7 protein-coding genes are annotated in these 20,809 nt (G+C 41.1%); 1 reads left to right on the forward strand and 6 read right to left on the reverse strand.

Annotation, left to right across the window (positions count from 1 at the left end; genetic code table 11):
* Nucleotides 1-5: 5 nt before the first annotated feature.
* Both ABZD21_RS11285 and ABZD21_RS11290 read right to left on the reverse strand, forming a co-directional pair.
* Complete coding sequence (locus ABZD21_RS11285; protein ID WP_372775095.1) at nt 6-3,350, reverse strand: SusC/RagA family TonB-linked outer membrane protein; 3,345 nt, start codon at nt 3,348-3,350, stop codon at nt 6-8.
* A gap of 43 nt (nt 3,351-3,393) precedes the next feature.
* Nucleotides 3,394-4,587: a glycoside hydrolase family 88 protein gene (locus tag ABZD21_RS11290; protein ID WP_372775096.1), complete on the reverse strand. Its 1,194-nt coding sequence runs from the start codon at nt 4,585-4,587 to the stop codon at nt 3,394-3,396.
* A gap of 187 nt (nt 4,588-4,774) precedes the next feature.
* On the opposite strand from ABZD21_RS11290, the gene ABZD21_RS11295 reads away from it, so the two are divergent.
* Nucleotides 4,775-8,899: a two-component regulator propeller domain-containing protein gene (locus ABZD21_RS11295; protein WP_372775097.1), complete on the forward strand. Its 4,125-nt coding sequence runs from the start codon at nt 4,775-4,777 to the stop codon at nt 8,897-8,899.
* A 213-nt stretch (nt 8,900-9,112) separates the two neighbouring features.
* Here the strand turns inward: ABZD21_RS11295 and ABZD21_RS11300 are convergent, their stop codons facing one another.
* The 4 genes from ABZD21_RS11300 to ABZD21_RS11315 all read right to left on the reverse strand — a co-directional run bounded on the left by ABZD21_RS11300 (nt 9,113) and on the right by ABZD21_RS11315 (nt 20,212).
* Nucleotides 9,113-11,803: a glycoside hydrolase family 2 TIM barrel-domain containing protein gene (locus ABZD21_RS11300; protein WP_372775098.1), complete on the reverse strand. Its 2,691-nt coding sequence runs from the start codon at nt 11,801-11,803 to the stop codon at nt 9,113-9,115.
* A gap of 39 nt (nt 11,804-11,842) precedes the next feature.
* On the reverse strand, nt 11,843-14,623 hold the full coding sequence (locus ABZD21_RS11305; protein WP_372775099.1) for a family 78 glycoside hydrolase catalytic domain: 2,781 nt from the start codon (nt 14,621-14,623) through the stop codon (nt 11,843-11,845).
* A 37-nt stretch (nt 14,624-14,660) separates the two neighbouring features.
* On the reverse strand, nt 14,661-18,035 hold the full coding sequence (locus ABZD21_RS11310; RefSeq protein ID WP_372775100.1) for a T9SS type A sorting domain-containing protein: 3,375 nt from the start codon (nt 18,033-18,035) through the stop codon (nt 14,661-14,663).
* A gap of 260 nt (nt 18,036-18,295) precedes the next feature.
* Nucleotides 18,296-20,212, reverse strand: a complete 1,917-nt coding sequence (locus tag ABZD21_RS11315) for a hypothetical protein (RefSeq protein WP_372775101.1) — start codon at nt 20,210-20,212, stop codon at nt 18,296-18,298.
* Between the last annotated feature and the right edge of the window lie 597 nt (nt 20,213-20,809).

The raw sequence follows: 20,809 nt of genomic DNA on the forward strand, positions 1-20,809 counted from the left end.
TCAGATTAAAAGTCAACATTTACACCAAGAGAAATAGTTCTTGGGAGAGGGTAATCTCCGGCATTGTCAACACCTTGTGAAAGAGCAGAGTCTCCTTGATAGTTACCCATAGGGTTGTATCCCGGATACTTTGAATATAACCAGACATTGTCAACATTTACGTAAATCCTTGCATTCGAAATCGAAACTTTTTGTGTTAAACTCCGAGGCAGAGTATATCCCAATGAAATATTTTCAAGCAACACATAAGTTGCATCGAACAATAAACCACCGGAGATGTCACTCGCATCATATGACTTCCGGTTTGGTGCCGGATATTTTGCATCTGGTCGGTCTTCTCTCCAATAATTATTAAAGTAGTCATAGGTAGTATTTGCTCTACCTTGAGCTCTGAACATAGCAATACCGTAATTTCCAGTCATCAATTTTTGCCCCCCTTGACGTCCTGTAAATTTGAATGCGAAATCAAATCCTTTGTATGAAAAAGTATTGGTTAATCCCCAAATAAAATCCGGAGTAGCATTTCCCAGAACGGTTTTGTCGGAGCTATCCAATACACCATCGCCGTTTACATCAGCCACTTTAGGAGAACCTGGTTGCGAACGGTTTTCCCAAGAACTTTGGCTCGCATTAAAAATCGGATTCGATTTAACATCTTCCCAGTCTCTAAAGGCACCTAACGAATAAGTTCCCCACAGACCAGCTAACGGACGACCTTCAGTTGTATAACCAGAGTTATCCACGATTGGGCGCTTATCATTACCGATATCTGTAACAAGGTTTCTATAGTACGATAGGGTCGCGGTTGTATTCCACGTAAATTTGCCTACCAAATTCCGTGTGCTAAGCAGATATTCAAACCCTTGGTTTGTCATTGACCCCAGGTTCAATTTTACACTACCAAACCCTGTAATAGATGGCAATGGAAGATTAAACAACATATCTTCTGTTTTTCTGTTGAAATAATCTACGGAAAGACTAATTCGTCCGTCATAAAATGACACATCGGTACCTATACTTAGATCTTTTGTTGTTTCCCATCCCAAAAAATCATTCGGAATTTTATTATCGTAATAAGCGGCAGTCGTTGTCGCCCCGCTTCCAAACACATAAGAGCTTGTACCTAAAGTTGCAAGTGCCAAATAGTTTGTAATACCTGAGTTCCCAATTTTCCCCCAACCGGCACGCAGTTTCATATCGCTCACAATTGAAGAAAGCGGACTAAAAAATTTCTCATCAGATATACGCCATGCAGTTGAAAATGACGGGAAAACTGCCCATTTATTCTCGGAACCAAATTTTGAAGAACCATCGCGACGTATCGAAGCTGTTAGGTAATATTTGCCGGCATAATTATAACTTGCTCGGGCAAAAGTACCAATCATGCTTTCGCTCGATCTGTTTGTACGCGCGTCGTTTTGCTGATCCTTAATTGTAGCTCCCTGGTTTAGCGTATTGATAATGTCTTGCGGAAAATCCCATTTTTCAATGTAGGCCGATTTATCGTTTGTTTCCTCCATAGACATACCCACCATTGCAGATAAAGAGTGATTTCCGAAATCGCGCCCATAAGTTAAAAATGACTGGATATCCCAATACTCACGAGTACTACTATCGTAAATTCCACGATTGGGCTGTGTTGCGGTTGAACTTGTTGGAACATAACTTGGCAGATAAAAATTACGTTCACGGGTACGGTAATCGTAGTGAAACGATGTTTTCCATAGCAAACCTTTCATCAGGTTTATATCTGCATATAGTTTCGAGGTTAAACGTGCCGTCTTTCTGTTATCGGTGACCGCAGCTGTAGTTAGCGGGTTAGCAAGGAAAGCAACGTTCCAATCCCAGGGACTATCCAACTCCATCCCTGTGCGAAAGAATGTTCCGTCGGCGTTATGTGTTGGGAATATAGGTCCAAGCTGTGCGGCAACCAATAGTGGATTGTTACTTCCGTTGGTAGAAGTAGAATTATAAAGAACATCTGTTTTTTCGAGCGTTGGTGCCAGGTTTAGACCGATCTTTAACCAGTTGTTCACTTTCTTTTCTATGTTCGAACGGAATCCAAAACGGTCGTAACCGGTATTCGTAATCATCCCGTCATTCGTATACACTCCACCGGATACGTAATAGGTCACATCTTCAGTACCCCCCGAAAAAGAAATTTGCGCGTCGGTTACATTTCCTGTACCAAAAAATTCTCCTTGCCAATCGGTGTCATAAGGCATCGCATAAGTCGTATCCGATACAGTAATCCACCGGTAATGCTTGCTGGTTGGACTTTGCATGGCTGAAGCATGGCGGGAATACTGACTCCAGTTTGCTATACGGGTTTCATTGTCATCAGAGCGCGACCACAATGGCACATTAGGATTATCAGTCCCCAGGTTCGGATCTTCAACCACATAAGCATTTGCCCTTGAGTCTTCATAATACTGCAAATAATCTTCACGATTCAGGGTATTGTACTCACGTAACACATTTTGAATCCCGTAACTAACCGAGACACTTACTTTCCCCTTCCCTTTTTTACCGCTTTTAGTTGTAATTAAAATTACACCGTTGGCCGCTCGAGTACCATAAATCGCACTCGACGCTGCATCTTTCAATATCTCAACCGATTCAATATCGTCGGGATTGATAAAGTTAATTGGCGATTCGTCTTTATTAAATCCTTCGGGTAAAGGCTGGCCGTCGACAACATACAAAGGTGCATTTGAAGCATTTACCGACCCCACGCCACGAATAGTAATATTACTACCACCTCCGGGAGCCCCATTTGTTTGCGAAATAGATACCCCGGCAACATTACCACTAATACCTTGGGCAAAGTTTGACACCGGCCGGTCGCGATAAGTTTCTGAACTAACCGATGAAATAGCTGACGAAACATCGCGTTTTTTCTGAGTACCATACCCAATGGCTACAACTTCTTCAAGGCCTACTGCATCGGTTTTTAGTTGAATATTGATAACCGTTTTTCCCTGAATAGCAATTTCCTGCTGAAGCATTCCGACAAAAGAAATAACCAGCGTTTCATCGCCTTTTAATCCGGCAAGGCTGAAATTACCATCAATGTCGGTTAAACTTCCGGCAAACGAGCCCTTTATCGTAATCGTGGCTCCAGGGAGAGGTGCACCGGTATCGTCGATAACGGTACCCGATACTTTGTGGCTCTGTTCTTGAACAGACTCCGATTCCGTTTCGATGGCATTGGCAATTACACTCGGCCCATCATCGGCTGCATAAGCCGTTACACCTAATAATAGGCCAAGGCAGGTTAGATTTGCAAATCGCAAAAACTGAGAGAAAGGCAAAAGCCATGCTCTCGCATTCATTCGCTTTTTTTTCATTGATTTTAATTTAGTTAGGAATAGTTAGTTTATTATTAGTGAATCAATTAGTGTCTAGTTTCGATTTTAGTAATATCATTTCCATAAAATAGTAGTCGGCGTAAACCAATGGCACATCCACCTCCTGTTGTTCCGGTTTTGATCCGGTTGAATGCTTGAGCAAAAATCCATTGTATTTTTGGGGAGCGACAAGAAATTGATCGCTTGTAAGACTTTCATAGATCCTGTTTGCAGCATTCAAATACATATCTCTGTTTTCAGAAAATGTGCTTAGCTCGAAAAGTGCCGAGCCTATAATTGCAGCTGCTGAAGCATCATAAGGTTCATCCGGAATATTGGGAGCATTTAGATCCCAATAGGGGATCAAATTTTCAGGTAGGTTGGGATGTTTTAAAATGTACGAAGCAATATTCTCTGCTTGTTTTAAAAATTTCTTATTGCCGGTTTCCCGATACACCATCGTGAAACCATAAAGCGCCCAGGCTTGACCACGTGCCCAAGCACTATCATCCGAATAGCCGTGCCGTGACTGTTTTTGCTGTACCGCTCCTGTTTCAGTGTCAAAATCAACCACATGATACGACGAAAAGTCTTCGCGAAAATGATGTTGCATGGTTGTTTCCGCATGTTTAATCGCAATCTCACGGTACATGGCATTACCAGTCTCGTTAGCTGCCCAAAAAAGAAGCTCCAGGTTCATCACATTATCAATAATGACCGGAAAATCCCATTTTTCCGTACTATGACTCCAGGAACGAATGCAACCTATATTGGGCCTAAAACGATCGGCCAGCGCTTTAGCTGACTGAATCAAAACTTCCCGATACTGAGGTTCGTTTGTAACGTTCCATGCTCTGCCAAAACTGCAATACATTTTAAAACCGATATCGTGAGTTTGGCCATTCCATTTTTCATTTTCCAGAGGAAGTGTAAACTCCACCGCTTTTTCTTTCCAATAAGGATCGGAAGTTAATTCGTACATCATCCAAAGTTCACCCGGGAAAAAGCCGCTGGTCCAATCGGTTGAAGGAACCATAACAAAACGACCATCAACGAACGACCTTGGAGAAACAAGCACATCTGTACGGGCATCAGTACACATCTCTATGGTAGTTTTCAGATTGCATTCAATCTGTTCAATCGTTGCAGAAAGCTCTTTCGTAGAATTAACTTTGCTGCAAGCCAAAAGAACGAACAGTGGCAGGAAAAATGGCAGGATTTGTTTAGGCTTTTTCATTCTAACGTGACATAGTTGATCGTCAAAGTCAAAGCTATAAACTAGATCACGCTATTATTTTCACTATTGTAGTATTTTCACAATTATTGTGTCAACTTTTCACTATTGTGTCAGACTTGAGACAATAGTTGCACAGCCTCTTGAATAAGTATTCGTATTTTTGAAAATAAAATACCAAAGGAGTGCTATGAAAAAGTTACTATTGATACCAACCTTATTTTTGATTTTCATTTTCACTAATAATGAAGGTGTTGCTCAAATAAACGATATCCGCTTTCGCCAGGTATCACCACCGGGAGGATTTACGCTTAAGGAAATTCTATGTATTGCTCAGGATGACCTCGGATACATTTGGATGGGGACCAGCCAGGGGCTTATTAAATACGATTCAAATACGACCAAATGGTTTGTTTCGTCACTAAATGATTCAACCAGTTTGCCCAGCGATCTGATCAACAATATTTTTTGTGATTCGAACAACCAATTATGGCTGGCAACTGACGATGGCTTGTGTATTTTTAATCGGGAACAACAAACCTTTAAAAAAATTGAATACACTTATGAAGACGGAACGAAAAGCAAAAATAGGGTTTTGGCCATTCTAAAAACTGAAGATGATAACCTTCTTATAATTGACGAATCTTATTTTGGAATTTTGGATCTAAACACCCATCAATTCACACGGGCTGCAGGAGATGAAATAATCAATCCATCGAAACTATACAAAGACAATTCAAATCGAATCTGGATTGGAAGCCAGAGCGGAAATGTTTTTCGCTATTCCCCATCTGAAAATGAAATAACCAAGGTGCTTTCAACAAATGCAAAAGTGAATAGTATTTATTCTGAAAACAACCGAATTTATATCGGGACAGAAGGCTCAGGAGCGAAACTATACAATACGAATGGCGAGTTTACGAAGCAAATTTCGCTGGGCAACACCAAAACAACTCCTTTTCTTGATGATGTAAGGGTGATTAAAAAGGACACTTACGGAAGAATCTGGTATGGGACCCAAAATGGTTTGTATATGGATGACGGAAGTAAAATAGTAAACTTTAAGCCCGACGATTATCCAGGTCTACCACATACAAGTACATTCGAGATTTTTGAAGACAAAAATGGTGGTCTATGGTTTGGCACCTGGTCGGGAGGGGTCGCTTTAGTTCATCACTCTGACAATAATTTCATTACACTCAGGCACAGTTTATTTCGTAACTCGATTAGCGACAGCAAAGTAACTGCATTTTTGCAAACCAACGAAAATGAATTATTGATTGGCACTGAAGTAGGCGGTTTAAATTCATTAGACCTAAACACCGGAAAATTTGACATTGTCCCGTTGTCTCAAACAAAAAAAATAGCAAATATAAAATCGTTAGCCAAAGACAACCGTGGCGGTATTTGGGTTGGGACTTTTAGACAGGGATTATTTTACCAGCCAAAAGGAAGTAGCGAATTTAAACAATTTAGTAAAGGACCGAATGATGGCAATCATATCTCCTCTTCAAGTGTATTTTCGTTATGTGCCGTAGATTCCGGCGTATGGATTGGAACTTTTTTAGGTGGAATTGACTTTTACCATTACAACTCTAAAACAATTCAGAAGTGTTTCCAAAATAACAGCAGCAACATCAATTTTTCAAATCATGTAATAAATAGCATCTTAAGCGATTCAAAATCCAACTTGTGGTTAGGTACGGTTTCCGGAATTTTGTTTAAAATCCATATCCCGTCCGGAAGCATCTCCCAATATGCACCAAACGAATTACTTTTTCGAAATGGATCAAATTATTACCTGTATCAACTAGTAAACCACTCAATTTATCATCTGTGGGAACATAGTTCCGGAAATATCTGGTGTGGAACCAATAATGAAGGAATTTCGATTTTCAACCCGGAGTCAAACAGTTTTTCATCCTTTGACCTTAATGGTCTTGTTACGAATGAGAATGTATATGGAATTCTTGAGGATCAGAAAAAAACACTATGGATTACCACGAACGTCGGTTTGATTTCCTATGATCAGGAAACGAATTCGACACGCCAATTTGTTTATTCAGATGGGATACAAAGTGATTTGTTTTGTCCCAACGCGATTTACCAAGACAGCCGAAAGAATTTATACTTTGGTGGCCCAAATGGCTTAACTAAAATAAATCCGGTTACTCTAAAAATAAATTCCCGAAAACCAAAGACCATTATTGACGAATTGACGACTACAAACAACAAGTCAATTTATCCTGTTTATTCGAATAATCTCGAAATTAGCCCTATTGAATTAGATCCCGAAGAAACAACGTTTAGGATTAGTTTCTCTGCCGATAATTATTTATTGCCCGAAAAAAACAAGTACAAGTATCGCCTTATCAATTACTATGATGAATGGATTGACAATCAAAATGACGGAACAGTTTTGTTTACAAACCTCGATGCCGGCGATTACATCTTTGAAGTCATCGCTTGTAATAACGATGGCATATGGAGCGATACCCCGACCAGATTGCATTTAAAAATAAAAAATTACTGGTATCAATCTGCTTCAGCATACCTCATCTATTTTATCCTTCTTTCCGGCTTACTGTATTTTGTCGGACGGTTCTACTTTGAAAGAATAAAGCTAAAACGAGCCGTATTGCTCGAAAAAAACCAACGCGAAAACGAGGAGCAAGTACACGAGATGAAACTGAAATTTTTCACCAACATCTCACACGAATTCAGAACGCCTCTTACGCTCATTTCATGGCCACTGCAACGTATTTTAAGTGCCGATAATATTACCGGAGAGCAACGTGAGGAACTGGAAGTGGCCAATCGAAATTCAAACCGATTGCTCCAGCTAATCAATCAAATCATTGATTTAAGGAAGCTTGAAACAGAAAAGAGCAAGTTAAACATCTCCAAAATTGATATTATCCATTTTACAAAAGAGTTGCAAAAAGGTTTTTCTCTTGAAACAAAATCGAGAGGAATCGATTTTCAATTTGAATCGTCCTATTCCGCGCTTGAAATAGAAGCTGACGTTGAAAAACTCGATACCATTTTGTACAACCTTCTATCAAACGCGTACAAATATGTTTCTGAAAAAGGGCAAATTAAAGTTACGATATCCAAAAAAATTAGCAACACAAACAAGTCCTATTCAAACCAATTGAGTTTCGGTGAAATACGGGTTGATGATTTCATTGAAATCGCCATCGAAGATACCGGCACCGGAATTGACAATGAAGATTTAGTTAAGATTTTCACCCGATTTGAACAAGGAAAACAAACGAAACAAAAGGACTCAGATCGAATTACTGGTAGTGGTATTGGTTTAGCGATATGCAAAGACTATACGCTGCTGCACCATGGGAAAATTTCGGTACAGAGTGATTTAGGTAAAGGCTCTCGGTTTACAGTACTATTACCATCGAAACAAAAAGCACAAAAGGTCCTTTTTGAAAGTCACCAAACGGTTACCAACTTAAATCTCGACGAAAATTTAGCGGTTCAAACGCCAATCGACACCAATCAGGATAAGAAGAGCCAAATATTGGTGGTTGAAGACAATACCGACTTTAGTAAACTTATTGACAACCACTTAAAACAGTACTACCAGATCCGATGCGCATCAAACGGTAACGAAGCGCTCAAAATTCTAAAATCGCACACTATCGATTTGATTGTTTCAGACGTAATGATGCCCGAAATGGACGGATTTGAACTATGCAGTATTGTAAAAACGCAACTGGAAACAAGCCACATTCCGGTTATTTTACTAACGGCCTTGTCATCTTCCGAAAATTTAATTGCCGGGTTGGATAAAGGAGCCGATGCGTACTTAACAAAACCATTCAATGAAACCATTCTGGTAAAACAGATAGAGAATGTACTGAAACAACGCAGACTGTTGAAGGACAATTTTAGCAAACAATTTATTTCTCAGAAAACAGTTGAGGTAAGTAGTATTGATAACTTTTTCCTTAATCGGGTTCGTTCAGCTGTTGAAAAAAATATTTCTGCCGAAGATTTCAACATGGACTCGTTGGCTGAAGAGCTAGTGATTAGCCGAAGCAATCTGCATCGAAAGATCAAAGCACTTTCCGGTGTCACGACCTCTGAGTTTGTAAACCTGGTACGAATTAAAAAAGCGGTTGAATTGGTTACCGCGAATAATTATCGCTTTAACGAAGTGGCCTATCAGGTTGGATTTAGCAGCCAATCATACTTTAACCGCTGTTTTAAGAAAGTATATAACATGACCCCAAAAGAGTATTTTGAAAAGGAAGAAACCGCCCACAAACAATCGTTGAAACAAACTAAATCGTAAAAACTTGATCAACCATGAAAATGCGGTTCGAATAATCTGAACCATTCTTCAACCTGTTTAATGCGAGTGAATGGGCGATCAAACACACAGATAAAACAGCGGCGAACTACAGGGCATTGATATCGTCCCTGAAAAAACAGTTCTGAAAATGTAAAAGACAAGATGTGTAGCCCGGGACAATCTCCCGGACGTTACATCTTGTCTTCTTTTTACTTACAATTTTTTATAAATCTCAATGCCATTCAATACTGGCTCACCAATAATCTTCTTGAAGTTTATGAGTAAAGGTTGCCCTTCGCCGACACTTACTTCTGATTTAATTTTCACTGCCCGGTATTCGCCGTACTGACCCAGCAAATCAATTTTATCGATCACTGTTTTGTCGTTCATTAACACCGAAAACGTGCGATTAGTAATCCTGGCCACCTCTTCGGATTCGTCAGTTAAATCGTACGGCAAATGTTTGGCTTTTGTACCTTCCAACTCAGCAAAGTGCAGTTTTACTTCGTATACCCCGGCAGGTACATCAAAACGGTACTGCTCAATACCAACCAATTGTGTTTGATAAAGCGGATCGTTTTTAGTTCCTAAAATGGTTTGTTTTGCTCCGTATGGTTGCTGTACGTTTTTTTCGGGTCTCACATACGGTTGCCCCCCAATATGTCCCCAGCTACCCTGGGTATAGGCTTTATCGAACATCCACGCCTGATCAATTTTATCATCGTAGAAGAAGCGTTTGTCCCCCACATTGATGGATATGCCGGTTTCTGGAAAGTCCGTTAAAGAGAGAGGAAGTACATTAATACGGATTGACGAGAAATCTTCCAGATAAGTATCATTCGTACTTTTAGCGACTAATTTATTGATCCCATTTACGAAAGGCACATCAAAAACAACAATCACACTATCTGCTTTTTTCACACCAAGGCTCTTGCCATTCACGATCAACTCAATCTCATTCTGGTTGGTGAAAACTTGCACCGGCATGGTTGAAATACCTGAGCCGGCTTTATCTTCAACATAAGTACGCTGCCCCCATGTTTTAGTACCAATGGCCATAAACGGTTCTTTTAACAACGAAGCCTGATAGTAATAAAACACATCTTTAGGAGCCCGGTCTAAACCAACCAATCCTTTGTTATTGATGCTTTGCACCGCATCGACACGCCCTTCTGAATTAAAGTCGGCATAATTCCAAACATTGGCTCCGGCGATATACGGAGTTTCCATGAAAAACTTCACATAGTGATTGTGGTACATTACAGCATACTCCTGAGAAAAATCGAAACGAGTAGGCTCCAGCGTATGAAGACGAGGATCAACTCCTGCGCCATACTCCGTAATAATCATCGGCTTTTTTACTGCCGCGTGAAACGACTCCAGTTTCGGCTGAAGGTTGTCATATCCCCGGCCATACCATCCATCGTAGATGTTCCATCCTACAATCATTGGCACTTCCGTTAATCCGGCTTGCTGATAGCGTTCCAAGCTGCCATGATTAGGGATCATAGTGTATCGGTAAGGATCTTCAGCACGGGTCATGTCCTCAATTTTTTGTGCAAGATCCAAAACGTAGTCCGTGTAAACATTGTAACGGGCTTTATCGTCGGTAAAGCGAGGATGAAGAAGCACTTCATTCATATACGCCCAAATAATCAGACTCGGATGATTGAAGTTCTGACGAATCATCTCAAGCTGAGCGCTCAAGCAATTCTTTGTAAATTCTTCTGATTCGGTTACGGTATCAACAATCGGAGTTTCAACGGTAGTAATAATGCCTAAACGGTCGCACATTTCCAGTATCGCCGGATCCTGAGGATAGTGTGCAATTCTCAAAAAGTTACTTCCCATCGCTTTCATGCGCAAAATATCCTCTACATGAATATGGTCAGGAACGGCATTGCTAATATCCTTAAAATCCTGATGACGGTTGGTTCCGATCAGCTTTAAGTGCTTACCATTCAGAAAGAAACCATTTTCGACATCAAATTTGAACCAGCGGAAACCTAACGAATTGATCGACTCATCAATTCGTTGATTTGTCTTGGCATCATAGATTTGGCAAACCACTTTGTATAGCTTCGGAGAATCCGGCGACCACAACTCAGGATTCGCTACCGGAGTCAGTTCTACCTGAAATTCATTCGCACCAACCTCCAACACTAACGAACTCGTTTTTTCCTGCACTAATTCTTGACTCGGACCGTAAACTTTTGTTAGCAGTTTTACTTTTTTGGTCGAAGCTTCATCGTTTTTAATTCTTACTTTCAGGTTTACATCTCCACTTTCTTCCGATACATTTGGTGTTGTAACAAATACCCCATTGGCCGCATAATCTTCTATATTGAAATGAATTTTTTCGGTTACTACAAGGTTTACATCGCGATACATCCCACCGAAAAAAGTGAAATCGGCATGTAAACTCGGCCAATCGGCATTGTAGGAATTGTCGGCTTTTACCACCACATTAAAGGTTGTAAATTCTGATGTCTGATCAAAATCAATGTGTTTGGACACAGGCACCACAAAACGGGTAAATCCGCCCACATGCTCGCGAACCAGTTGCTTGTTGATATAAACATCAGCTTTTGTTGCGACACCTTCAAAAAACAGGAACATCTGTTTGTCTTTAAAAGCAGTCGGAACTCTTACCTCTTTCGTATACCAACCTGCACCACGATAAAAGCCTTCGTTTTCGTCGGTCACATCCTCAACATTCCAGGTATGTGGAATATCGACCAACTCAGCTATATCCTGTTGGTCTAAAAACTGGCTGACATTAGTAATACTGCTGTCTTTGATAAAATGCCATGATTCGTTAATAGTATACTTTAGCTGTTCGCTTCCCCTACTCTGGAATACTGTAAATAACACGATCGCAATGATCAACAAACTCTTTTGCATGATAGATTCTTTTTATTGTTTTTGTTTTTCGCTTCAGTTTTAATTGTACTTCGACACAAATTTGTAGGTCCCCGGTTTTGCCAACAACTCAAAGCCATTGCCACTTTTAGAGACCAATTGTAGATTCGGTTGATCAACAAAAGCGCTTCCGTTTAACAGCAGATTTTCGCTTGGATTCGCCGGGATTGTAATTTTAGCTGTTGTATTTGGTGGGACTATTGCCTCGAGTTCAAAAGTGCCGTTTTCCAACTTCCAACTTGAGCTTATTTTGCCATACGGCGAATTATAACTTGCGCTTACAGAGCGAAGAGGACCGCCCGGCATTGGCGCAATTTCAATTTCTTTATAACCGGCTTTTACGGGTTTAATTCCGGCAATTCGTTCGTACATCCATTGTCCGATCGCACCGTAGGCGTAATGGTTGAACGAGTTCATGCCATCTTTATGAAAACCATCTTTAATCGTGTAACTATCCCAACGTTCCCACATGGTAGTAGCTCCATTATTGATGGAATAAAACCACGAAGGATAGGTTTCTTTAAAAAGAATGGCGTACATCAAGTCAATTTCACCGGCCTTATCCAGCACAAAAGGAAGTATTGGTGTTCCTAAAAAGCCTGTTTGCAAGTGTCCGTCACACGCTTCAATAACACGTTTTAAATGCGCTATTGCTTTGGGCACATTTTCTTCCGACAACAATCCAAACTCTACTGCCAGCAAGTAGGCAGTCTGCGTTTCTTTTGTAATCGTTGTGCGCCCTTCGGCATCGAAAAATTTATTTTCAAAAGCTTCTTTAATCGCTTTGTGTAACGACTGCAATTCTTTGGCCTCTTCTGTTTTGCCTAACACGAGTGCAGAGCGCATGGTTAATTCTACGGCACGTGCAAAATAAGCAGTATTAGCCAAATCGGGCGGTGTATCTCCTCTACGTGTCATTCTATAGTTTTCCCGTGGTGTAGAATAAGGCTGCAACCAATCACAAAAAGAGGCGATTTTAGGGATGTAGTCATTATTCTCTACTCTTGACTCATAAAAACCAATCCATTTCTTCATGGTTTCGTAGTTATCTTTCAACACACTTACATCACCCGTTCTAAAGTACATTTCCCACGGTACAATAACACAAACATCGCCCCATCCTGAAGAGACACCACCATGGAGCACATCGGGAATTACGTTTGGAATGCTTCCATCTTCACGCTGTTCTTCTCGCACATTCTGAAGGTATCCGGCCCAAAACGCGTACATATCGGCATTATATATTGAAGTTGGGGCAATTACCTGTGCATCACCAGTCCAGCCGAGGCGTTCGTCGCGCTGCGGACAATCCGTTGGGACATCGAAAAAGTTACTCCGCAAACCCCAGCTAATATTGCTTTGTAATTGATTCAGTTTTTCGTGAGAAGAGGTAAATGTTCCGTTCATTTCAAAATCGGAATGTTGGACTACCGCTTGTACCCAATCTTTTGTTGGTTTCGCGTCGGGGTCATATCCACTTAATTCGATATACTGGTAGCCATGAAAGGTAAAAGTGGGCCTCCATTCGATCACGCCATCAGCAGCTGCCACGAAATAATCGGTGGATAGCGCACTACGATAGTTATCAGTATATATTGTTCCATCGGTATTTAGCATCTCAGCAAAACGTATGGTCAAGGTATCTCCTTTTTTCATGGGCACTTTTACCAATGGAACGCCCACATTATTTTGCTTAAAATTAAATATCGGCTTGCCTTCCACAGGTTCAGTAAGCTCCTGTACCGAAAGCACTTGCTGATCAGTTACCCCCTGATAGCGTTTTGGAAGTAATAAAACGGTATCGGCAATGGCTTGTTCTGAAACTAAAAACCAGGTTGAGTCATCATAGCCATTTTTGTTCCAATCACCCAATTCATAATTCGCATCGTAGGTTTCGCCATCGTAAATTTTCGCAACACGAATAGGTCCTTGATTGGTTACTTTCCAACTAGTATCTGAAACAATGATTTGCGTACCATCGGCATTTTGAATTTCCAACTGGTATAATAGAGCTGGGGTATGTTCAATCGTTTTGGGGGTACTACGCAAATTGATTCGTCCGGATCGCCAACCTTCGGCAACAACAGCAGCAAGGGTATTCTCGCCTTCCTGCAATAGTTCAGTCACATCGTAGGTAAGCGTACTAATGCTTTGATTTGGAGTCCAGCCCGGAGACATTACATCGGTGCCTACTTTTTTGCCGTTGATATACGCTTCGTACACCCCTTTGGCTGTGATATACAGGCGGGCACGTTGCACCTCCGATTTCACGTTCACTTCTTTGCGCATGTACTGCGGACGAAACAGCACTGAACCGCGCTCGTCAATTTCGGTTAGCTGCTCAGTTGGCATACTGATCCATTTCCCTTGCCAATCGGAGTTATTCAAAAGCCCGAGTTCGAAATGAGCCGTTTCGCTCCATTGAGATTCCTCTCCATTGTTATCCCAAAACTTTACCTGCCAGTATCCTTTTTGTTTCGATAACAATTTTTCGCCACCATACTTTACAAACAGAGTTTGGTCTGTTTCTACTCTCCCACTTTCCCATAAATCGGCCTTATTAGGAAGTAGTTCCGGCGAACTTGCGACCACAATTGAATAGGCACTTTGCGCCTGAACATCTGCAGGAAGTTTCCATGAGAAGGTCGGACTGCTATCGTAAAATCCTATTGGATTTGTTAAGCCTTCGCTTATCGTTAACTCGCCAGGAACGAAAGACCCATTATTCATCTTACACGAAACAATGAATAAAAGCACTAGTGCCCATATGAAATTACTTTTCCCGATTGCTTTTTTTGTCATTACTATTTTTCCTTTATTAATATTTTGTACAAAAACACTACTTCACCAATTTTATAACCTGGTTATTTACATGCAGTAAATAAATTCCCTTTGGGTAGTTCGCCAGATCAAACTCATTACCAATACCTTCTTTTATCTTCAGTCCGTTCAGGTTGTAGATCTTGAAGTTTGAAAAACCTGATATGTTGTATTTTCCGGATTGTGAAGGATTCGGATACACATAGGTTTCCTCACCAGACTTCAGATCATTGACAGACGTTGTGAAAGGAAATTCATAAGCATAGTTCAATGTATATTCACTTAAAGCCTTACCATCGCTATCAGCATTTAGCACGGTGCCATCGAACGTAAGCTGCTGCCCTTTACCAATGTATAGTGAAACGTTGGTTTGGTCGCCTTTGACTTCTATACGCACAATTGCAAACCGCCCTGCGAATGAAATACTCAAAGAACTAAGATTGATCGTCTCATCCTCCGTATCATTTGCAATGATACAATCCGTTATTTGGGCACCGTTCACTTCGGAAACAACCTTGGCCCCTACAACCTTTTCATTCTGAATGATATTGGAAATTGATTGAATTGTACTTGACGAACTGGCAGCAGGCTCATAAACGGCAACAAAAGGTTTGTCCCATGCCGCACCGGCCTGACGAACAGTTATTACCGGCGTTTTCTTTTGGTCGTAGCCATTCAGAGCTCCTTTTGTATAAGGCGCCAGTGCGGTTGCATATTCACGCTTAACGCCCGATGGCATTAAAGCATGCATATATTTATTTCCGGTATTTAAAATAAACGTTGCCTTAACTGCCTGATCTGTTTCAGTCGATGAGTTTACACTCTCGAAAAATGTCCATCCGGTTACCGACTCCGTTAAATCGGTGGAATATTTGTCAGAAGTACTTAACGGAACATCTGTATTATCGGCAAATTTTAATTCTACCGCATCGGCGATATTATGGTAGATATAGTCGTGATAACTGTTGGTTGTTTTTCCCTTCGATCTGACCATATCAAAATAGTATCCGGTTGTCTCACTCGTACGCACAATGCTATTGGTGCGCTGTTGCAAACAATCGTTAAACGAGTCGTCGAGATATTGGGTTGAAAAAGAGAAATTCGTTGAAACCGGAGTCTCTTCTGCTTTCGGTTCGTAAGCTAACAAACTCACATTCGCCACCTTGGACAACCAATTTGTTCCTCCCCTTTTTCCTGAGCCATTAGCGATAACCGTATTGTGTGCCGCATGACGCACTCTGTAATTTTCGTGCTCGTCGGTACCATAAGTACCACTTCCACTTTCGGCACCGAACACTTGTCCCTTGCCATACAGTTCTAAATCAATACCGGTTGAATGGGTGTGCACATAAGCAGCTCCCCCGGAATAATACATCATTCCATCTTGCACAACATCCGAGGTGTTGTAATTCCGCTGAACAACAATTCCGGCGTGTTTCAGAATGTAGCTAGATTCAATCTGAGGAGCGACAGCAACCTCTGAATCATCAATATTTTCGCCCCACAAAAGCTGTAGTGGACTATGAAACTGAAGTCGATCCGTTTCGATTAAAGGTGTGTAGCCACCGCTTTTATCGTAGTAGTATTTTAGGTTTTGTTTTGCTAATTGCGTATAAGCAGGTAAGTTTTTTCTGGATGCGATTTTTAAAATCCAGCGGTAACCATCATTCATTTCACTTTCAGTCCCTGTATCACCAAAACGCATAAGTTCATCCGATGGATAAAACCAGTTTGCATAACCAATAAATCCGTCAAGAATGCTCAGGTTATTATCGATTACGTTCAAATCCGGATTGTAGCGATCAATCACATTCATCGACTGAATCACTAATTCATGCGAGGTTTTGGCATAACCAAACGTTTCGGGCCACACACCATTTTCGGTAAAGTTACTCAGCGTCCAGGCATAAGCATCAAAACGTTCGGTTGTGTTATTATAGAATCGATCAAAATATTGGTCTCGTCTGGTATCATCAGCAATCATTAAAAGATTATACAATGCGCCATTTCCGGCTAAAACAGAATGATTACTATTGGGAGCTTTTATACTCATAAACACAATATCGGCTAAATTGGCAACCGTAGTTTGCGCTGTCGCATCATTAAACTGCATTCTTGTTTTATCCGAAAGATCATAAATCGTATTGCCCGAATTATTTACATAGTCATACAAGAAATCATATGCTAAGGCGATTCTCGGAAATAGTGCTCTCGACTCCAGCCAACCATCGTCAAACATCAATCCATCAGTGCCTTCCTGATATTTTTGCACAGGCTGAACAGCTAGGTATTTCATGTAGTGGCTCAAGATATCGGCAGCATACTGCGCATAGCTGTCATCCAGAGTCAAATAATACAAAATGGCTGCTTCTGTCATTGATGAAAGAATATCTGTATGTGCTGTCCGATCAGCATACAGCCCCGGGATCGCAGGTATTGTATTCAAAATAGCCTCCGGATCTGAGACATGAGCATTCTTTTTGGCATCAACACGAGACTTCAGCTGAGTATAAAGCCCGCTGGCCCAGCTGTATTGATGGATATTGTCAACAATCTTTTGTCGCTCCGGAAAAGAAGCCCAAATGAACGGGTGGGTCAAATTCAGATATTCTGACGGTGTAGTTGGTAAACTTATCGTAGGTGGAGTAACTTCGACTGTTGACATATCGGTAAATTCGATGTTATCGAAATCAAAGACACCTGTTCCGGAGGCTGAGGTCGCTTGAATTTTAAACCCACTAATCTCTCCTTTCGCATCGGTATTCTTTAGTGAAAAATCGTCAATCCCTTTAGTTGTTCCAACCCAAACATCCATTTTACCATTGGCTACATTTTCAAAACTCCCATCGGGAGCGGTATAGTTTTTATCACTGCCCGAATTATTTACGATGAAAGTAATTGTTTGCTTCCCCGTAAAAATTCCGGAACTTGGCGCCCCTCCTATATTATCGATCGTAGACACTTTAAACTCGCCGGAACCAGTTTGTGCCTGAATACCAAATCTACTCGCAAAATCGGATGAAGAACCGGAAGAGGCACTCGAAAAACCTGAACCAACAAATACACTAAACAGCGGATTCTGTGTTCCTGTCTGGTAGTTACGTACTTCAAAATCGAGCTTTAATTGTACAACTGTTGGATTTGTCGCGAATGTAAAGTTACGGTTGACATAGATACTCCCGGTACCAGTTCTGTTAAATCTCAATGCGCCATTTTCAATGCTTGATGTAACAGCAGTTCCATTAGGCGAAATCGCATCAAATTGGCCCGAATTCGGTATTGAACTAACATAGTCTGAAACATTTGTTGAAGAGCTAAAATCCTGTTCAAAGAGTTGAGCTTTTGATGTTAAAAAAATACTTAACAGTACCGACAATAGTATAATTCTTTTCATATGATTGGTTTATAGTTAGGTCTTACGACATTGTAACATGATTCAACGACTCGCTAAAATCAAGAATTCGCCCTAGACTTTTCAGCGGATTCGAACATTTCGGGAACGATACCACCTTCAGCTCAATTCACTCATATACAAGTGCATTAAAAGAACGACTCGAGCTTTTCGTGATGGTTTGTTTCCAATTTGTTCGGATAATAGGGTTGCTTTTTATTATTTGTTTAAGTTCATTGCACGATCCCCATGCATAATCTATTTTAAACTATTTCAATACGAATCTCAAGCTGCTTCTCATCATCCTTAAAAAATGCCAGTATTGGCAAAGCTTCGGCTCCGGGAACCATATTAAAAGTGCGCGACTTAGGCATTTCCTTAACTTTCAGTGGCACATTTGCCATTACACGTACCATGCCTTCAGGTTTCTGAATGGTGATTTCGTATTCACTTACCTGCGATACTTTTTCTCCGGTTGGAGATATAATTGGTAACACAAAGGCCGTTTGCTCGTTTATATCTTGTGATGTTTTGGCCGTAATCTGCATCTCTTTTGCTGAACACGTGTAGCTTATCGAAAAGTCTGAAGCCGTACTTCCGACCACTTCTCGCGCTTCGTTTTTAAGCTGAGTACTTGCCACCAAGGTAATTTCGTCATCGTTATCGGCAGCATCGATCGTGGCGGCTAAATCAAATAGGTTGGTGTACCATACGTCGTCTTTATAGGTCTCCAATCTTGGCGTTAAGGCAATATCTTCTCCCGGAGCTTCTTGCTGATTGTAGACTTCGCCCAGTTTATAAACCGCCATGCTTGCCGCACAAAGTAACCCAACCTTGTTGTGGTATAATAGGGACAACGAACCTCCGGTTGCCTGCTGCAAACCCTTTTGAATTGAATAGATGGCATCGTAACCTGCAACGGTACCTCGCCAATCGCCACGAGCAAAAAGTGAAGTATCAATTTCCTTGAAATATTTTACGCCATCAGCCGCTGTTCGAGGCAACGGTGTCTGTGTATTTATTTCAGGAAGATGATCCCAATGATCGAGCAAACCTGCTAAAGGCTTTGCGTGCTCAAAGGTGTGGTGTATACAAGGTTTTACACCATGCGATACGTAATGAAGCCCACCGTGTAACAAGCCATCGGCAGTACAGCGCTTTAGCAGCTCCGTATATTTTACAGCCGCAGTCCCGAAAGCAGGATTTCGATCGGACAACAATACTAGCCCTTGCTGGCTTCCATCGCAGGTTCGGCTTCCCCAATAGGTCCATTTAAACATGCGTGTTCCCCATCCGTTATCCCAACCACCGTCAGGCAGCATAAATTCCAGGTGCGTATTCATCGATTTGGTAACCAGTTGTAACAGCTCTTCATCATTTTCCTGGAGCGCGTACATTACCAAACTGTTCAGAGTTTCTTCCACATTATAACCTAAATCAATGCCCGGAAGACCTTTACTGCTTAATCGTTGTCTGTCGGGCTGAATTTCACCATATAAAAAAGCATTCGTATTTGTAAAATATGCTTTTACTTCAGCCGCTAGTTTTTTACTTCGCTCAATGTATTTTGGTTCGTTTAGCACCCTTCCCAACAAATGAAAAACATAAGTACAAGAAGCTCCATAGTTTATGTTGGAGATATCTACCGCTGTAAACTTCTGATAGGTAAATTCGGCAGCCCTTCTAAGTCGATCCATCCATCGTGCACGACGTTGCTCGTCCAATAAATCGCCATGGTATTTTAAGGCTTCGGCAAGAAAAACTGCACCAAAAGCGGTGATGCCGTCCCATGAATTTGGCTTCAGTTCATTTGTCCAGGCGCCGTCAGCGCGAGTGACGTTTTCACTCCATTCAAACACAGCGATTCCCGCATCGAGGTATTTTTTTTCTCCTGTTGCTTTCGCCATGTAAAGGAATGGGTAAACCGCATCAAAGCATCGGGTATGCACCACATCACAGGCCGGACATTTTAGCATTCCGTGTACCGTAGGGTCAGCGGGATTTATGACCTGAACTTTGATCATGCCATCGCACCAGTCTTTTAGTAAATCGAACGTTAGTTTTTTAAACTCTGTTGAATGTTCTCCATCCACTTTATCAAGTGATAAACTCATCATAGGAACCAACGAAAGCCCCATGCCTGACAGGGCTGACAGTTGTATAAAATTTCTTCGTTTCATTTTTACTATTTAATCAATTTGGATCATAGGCATCCCCAAAGACAGGAACTTCAACAAACAGCAGGTATACCTATGGTAAGCTCAAATAAGTGATATCATTTTTGACTTTAGAAGTCGGGCTAATTCAAAGCAACATTTTCGGTCGAAATTTGGCTTTTCTCTTTCTTCACACCTTTTCTAAAGTGGCAACTAAAAAGACAATCTGCAGGACAAAACAAAGGACACAGCCTTTGACCGTAATTCGCTCTCAATTGTGATTGATTTTGGTAGAATATGGTGATCGGCTATCCCCATTAAAAACAACTCGACAACCATTTTAAGTTTCTGTCGACTTCGGATTGCAGGAATACGAGTTGCGCTGCGAATGCGATCAACAGCATGCGGCAGCATTTTATCAAAGTTTGGCATTACAATGAAGGTGAATTAGTTAGACTCACACCAAAATTAAGACACACCAAAGATCACTCTTAACACTATTGTGTTATTACTGTCAGTATTGTTCCAATATTGTCGTATTTTTTCTACGAACAGGTAACATTTCAATAAGCCTCAAAAAAGTGAGTTCCCCTTTTTAGAACAATGAAATTCAGAAGCAAA

The organism is Mangrovibacterium sp., from assembly GCF_041596335.1.
Classification (GTDB): domain Bacteria; phylum Bacteroidota; class Bacteroidia; order Bacteroidales; family Prolixibacteraceae; genus Mangrovibacterium.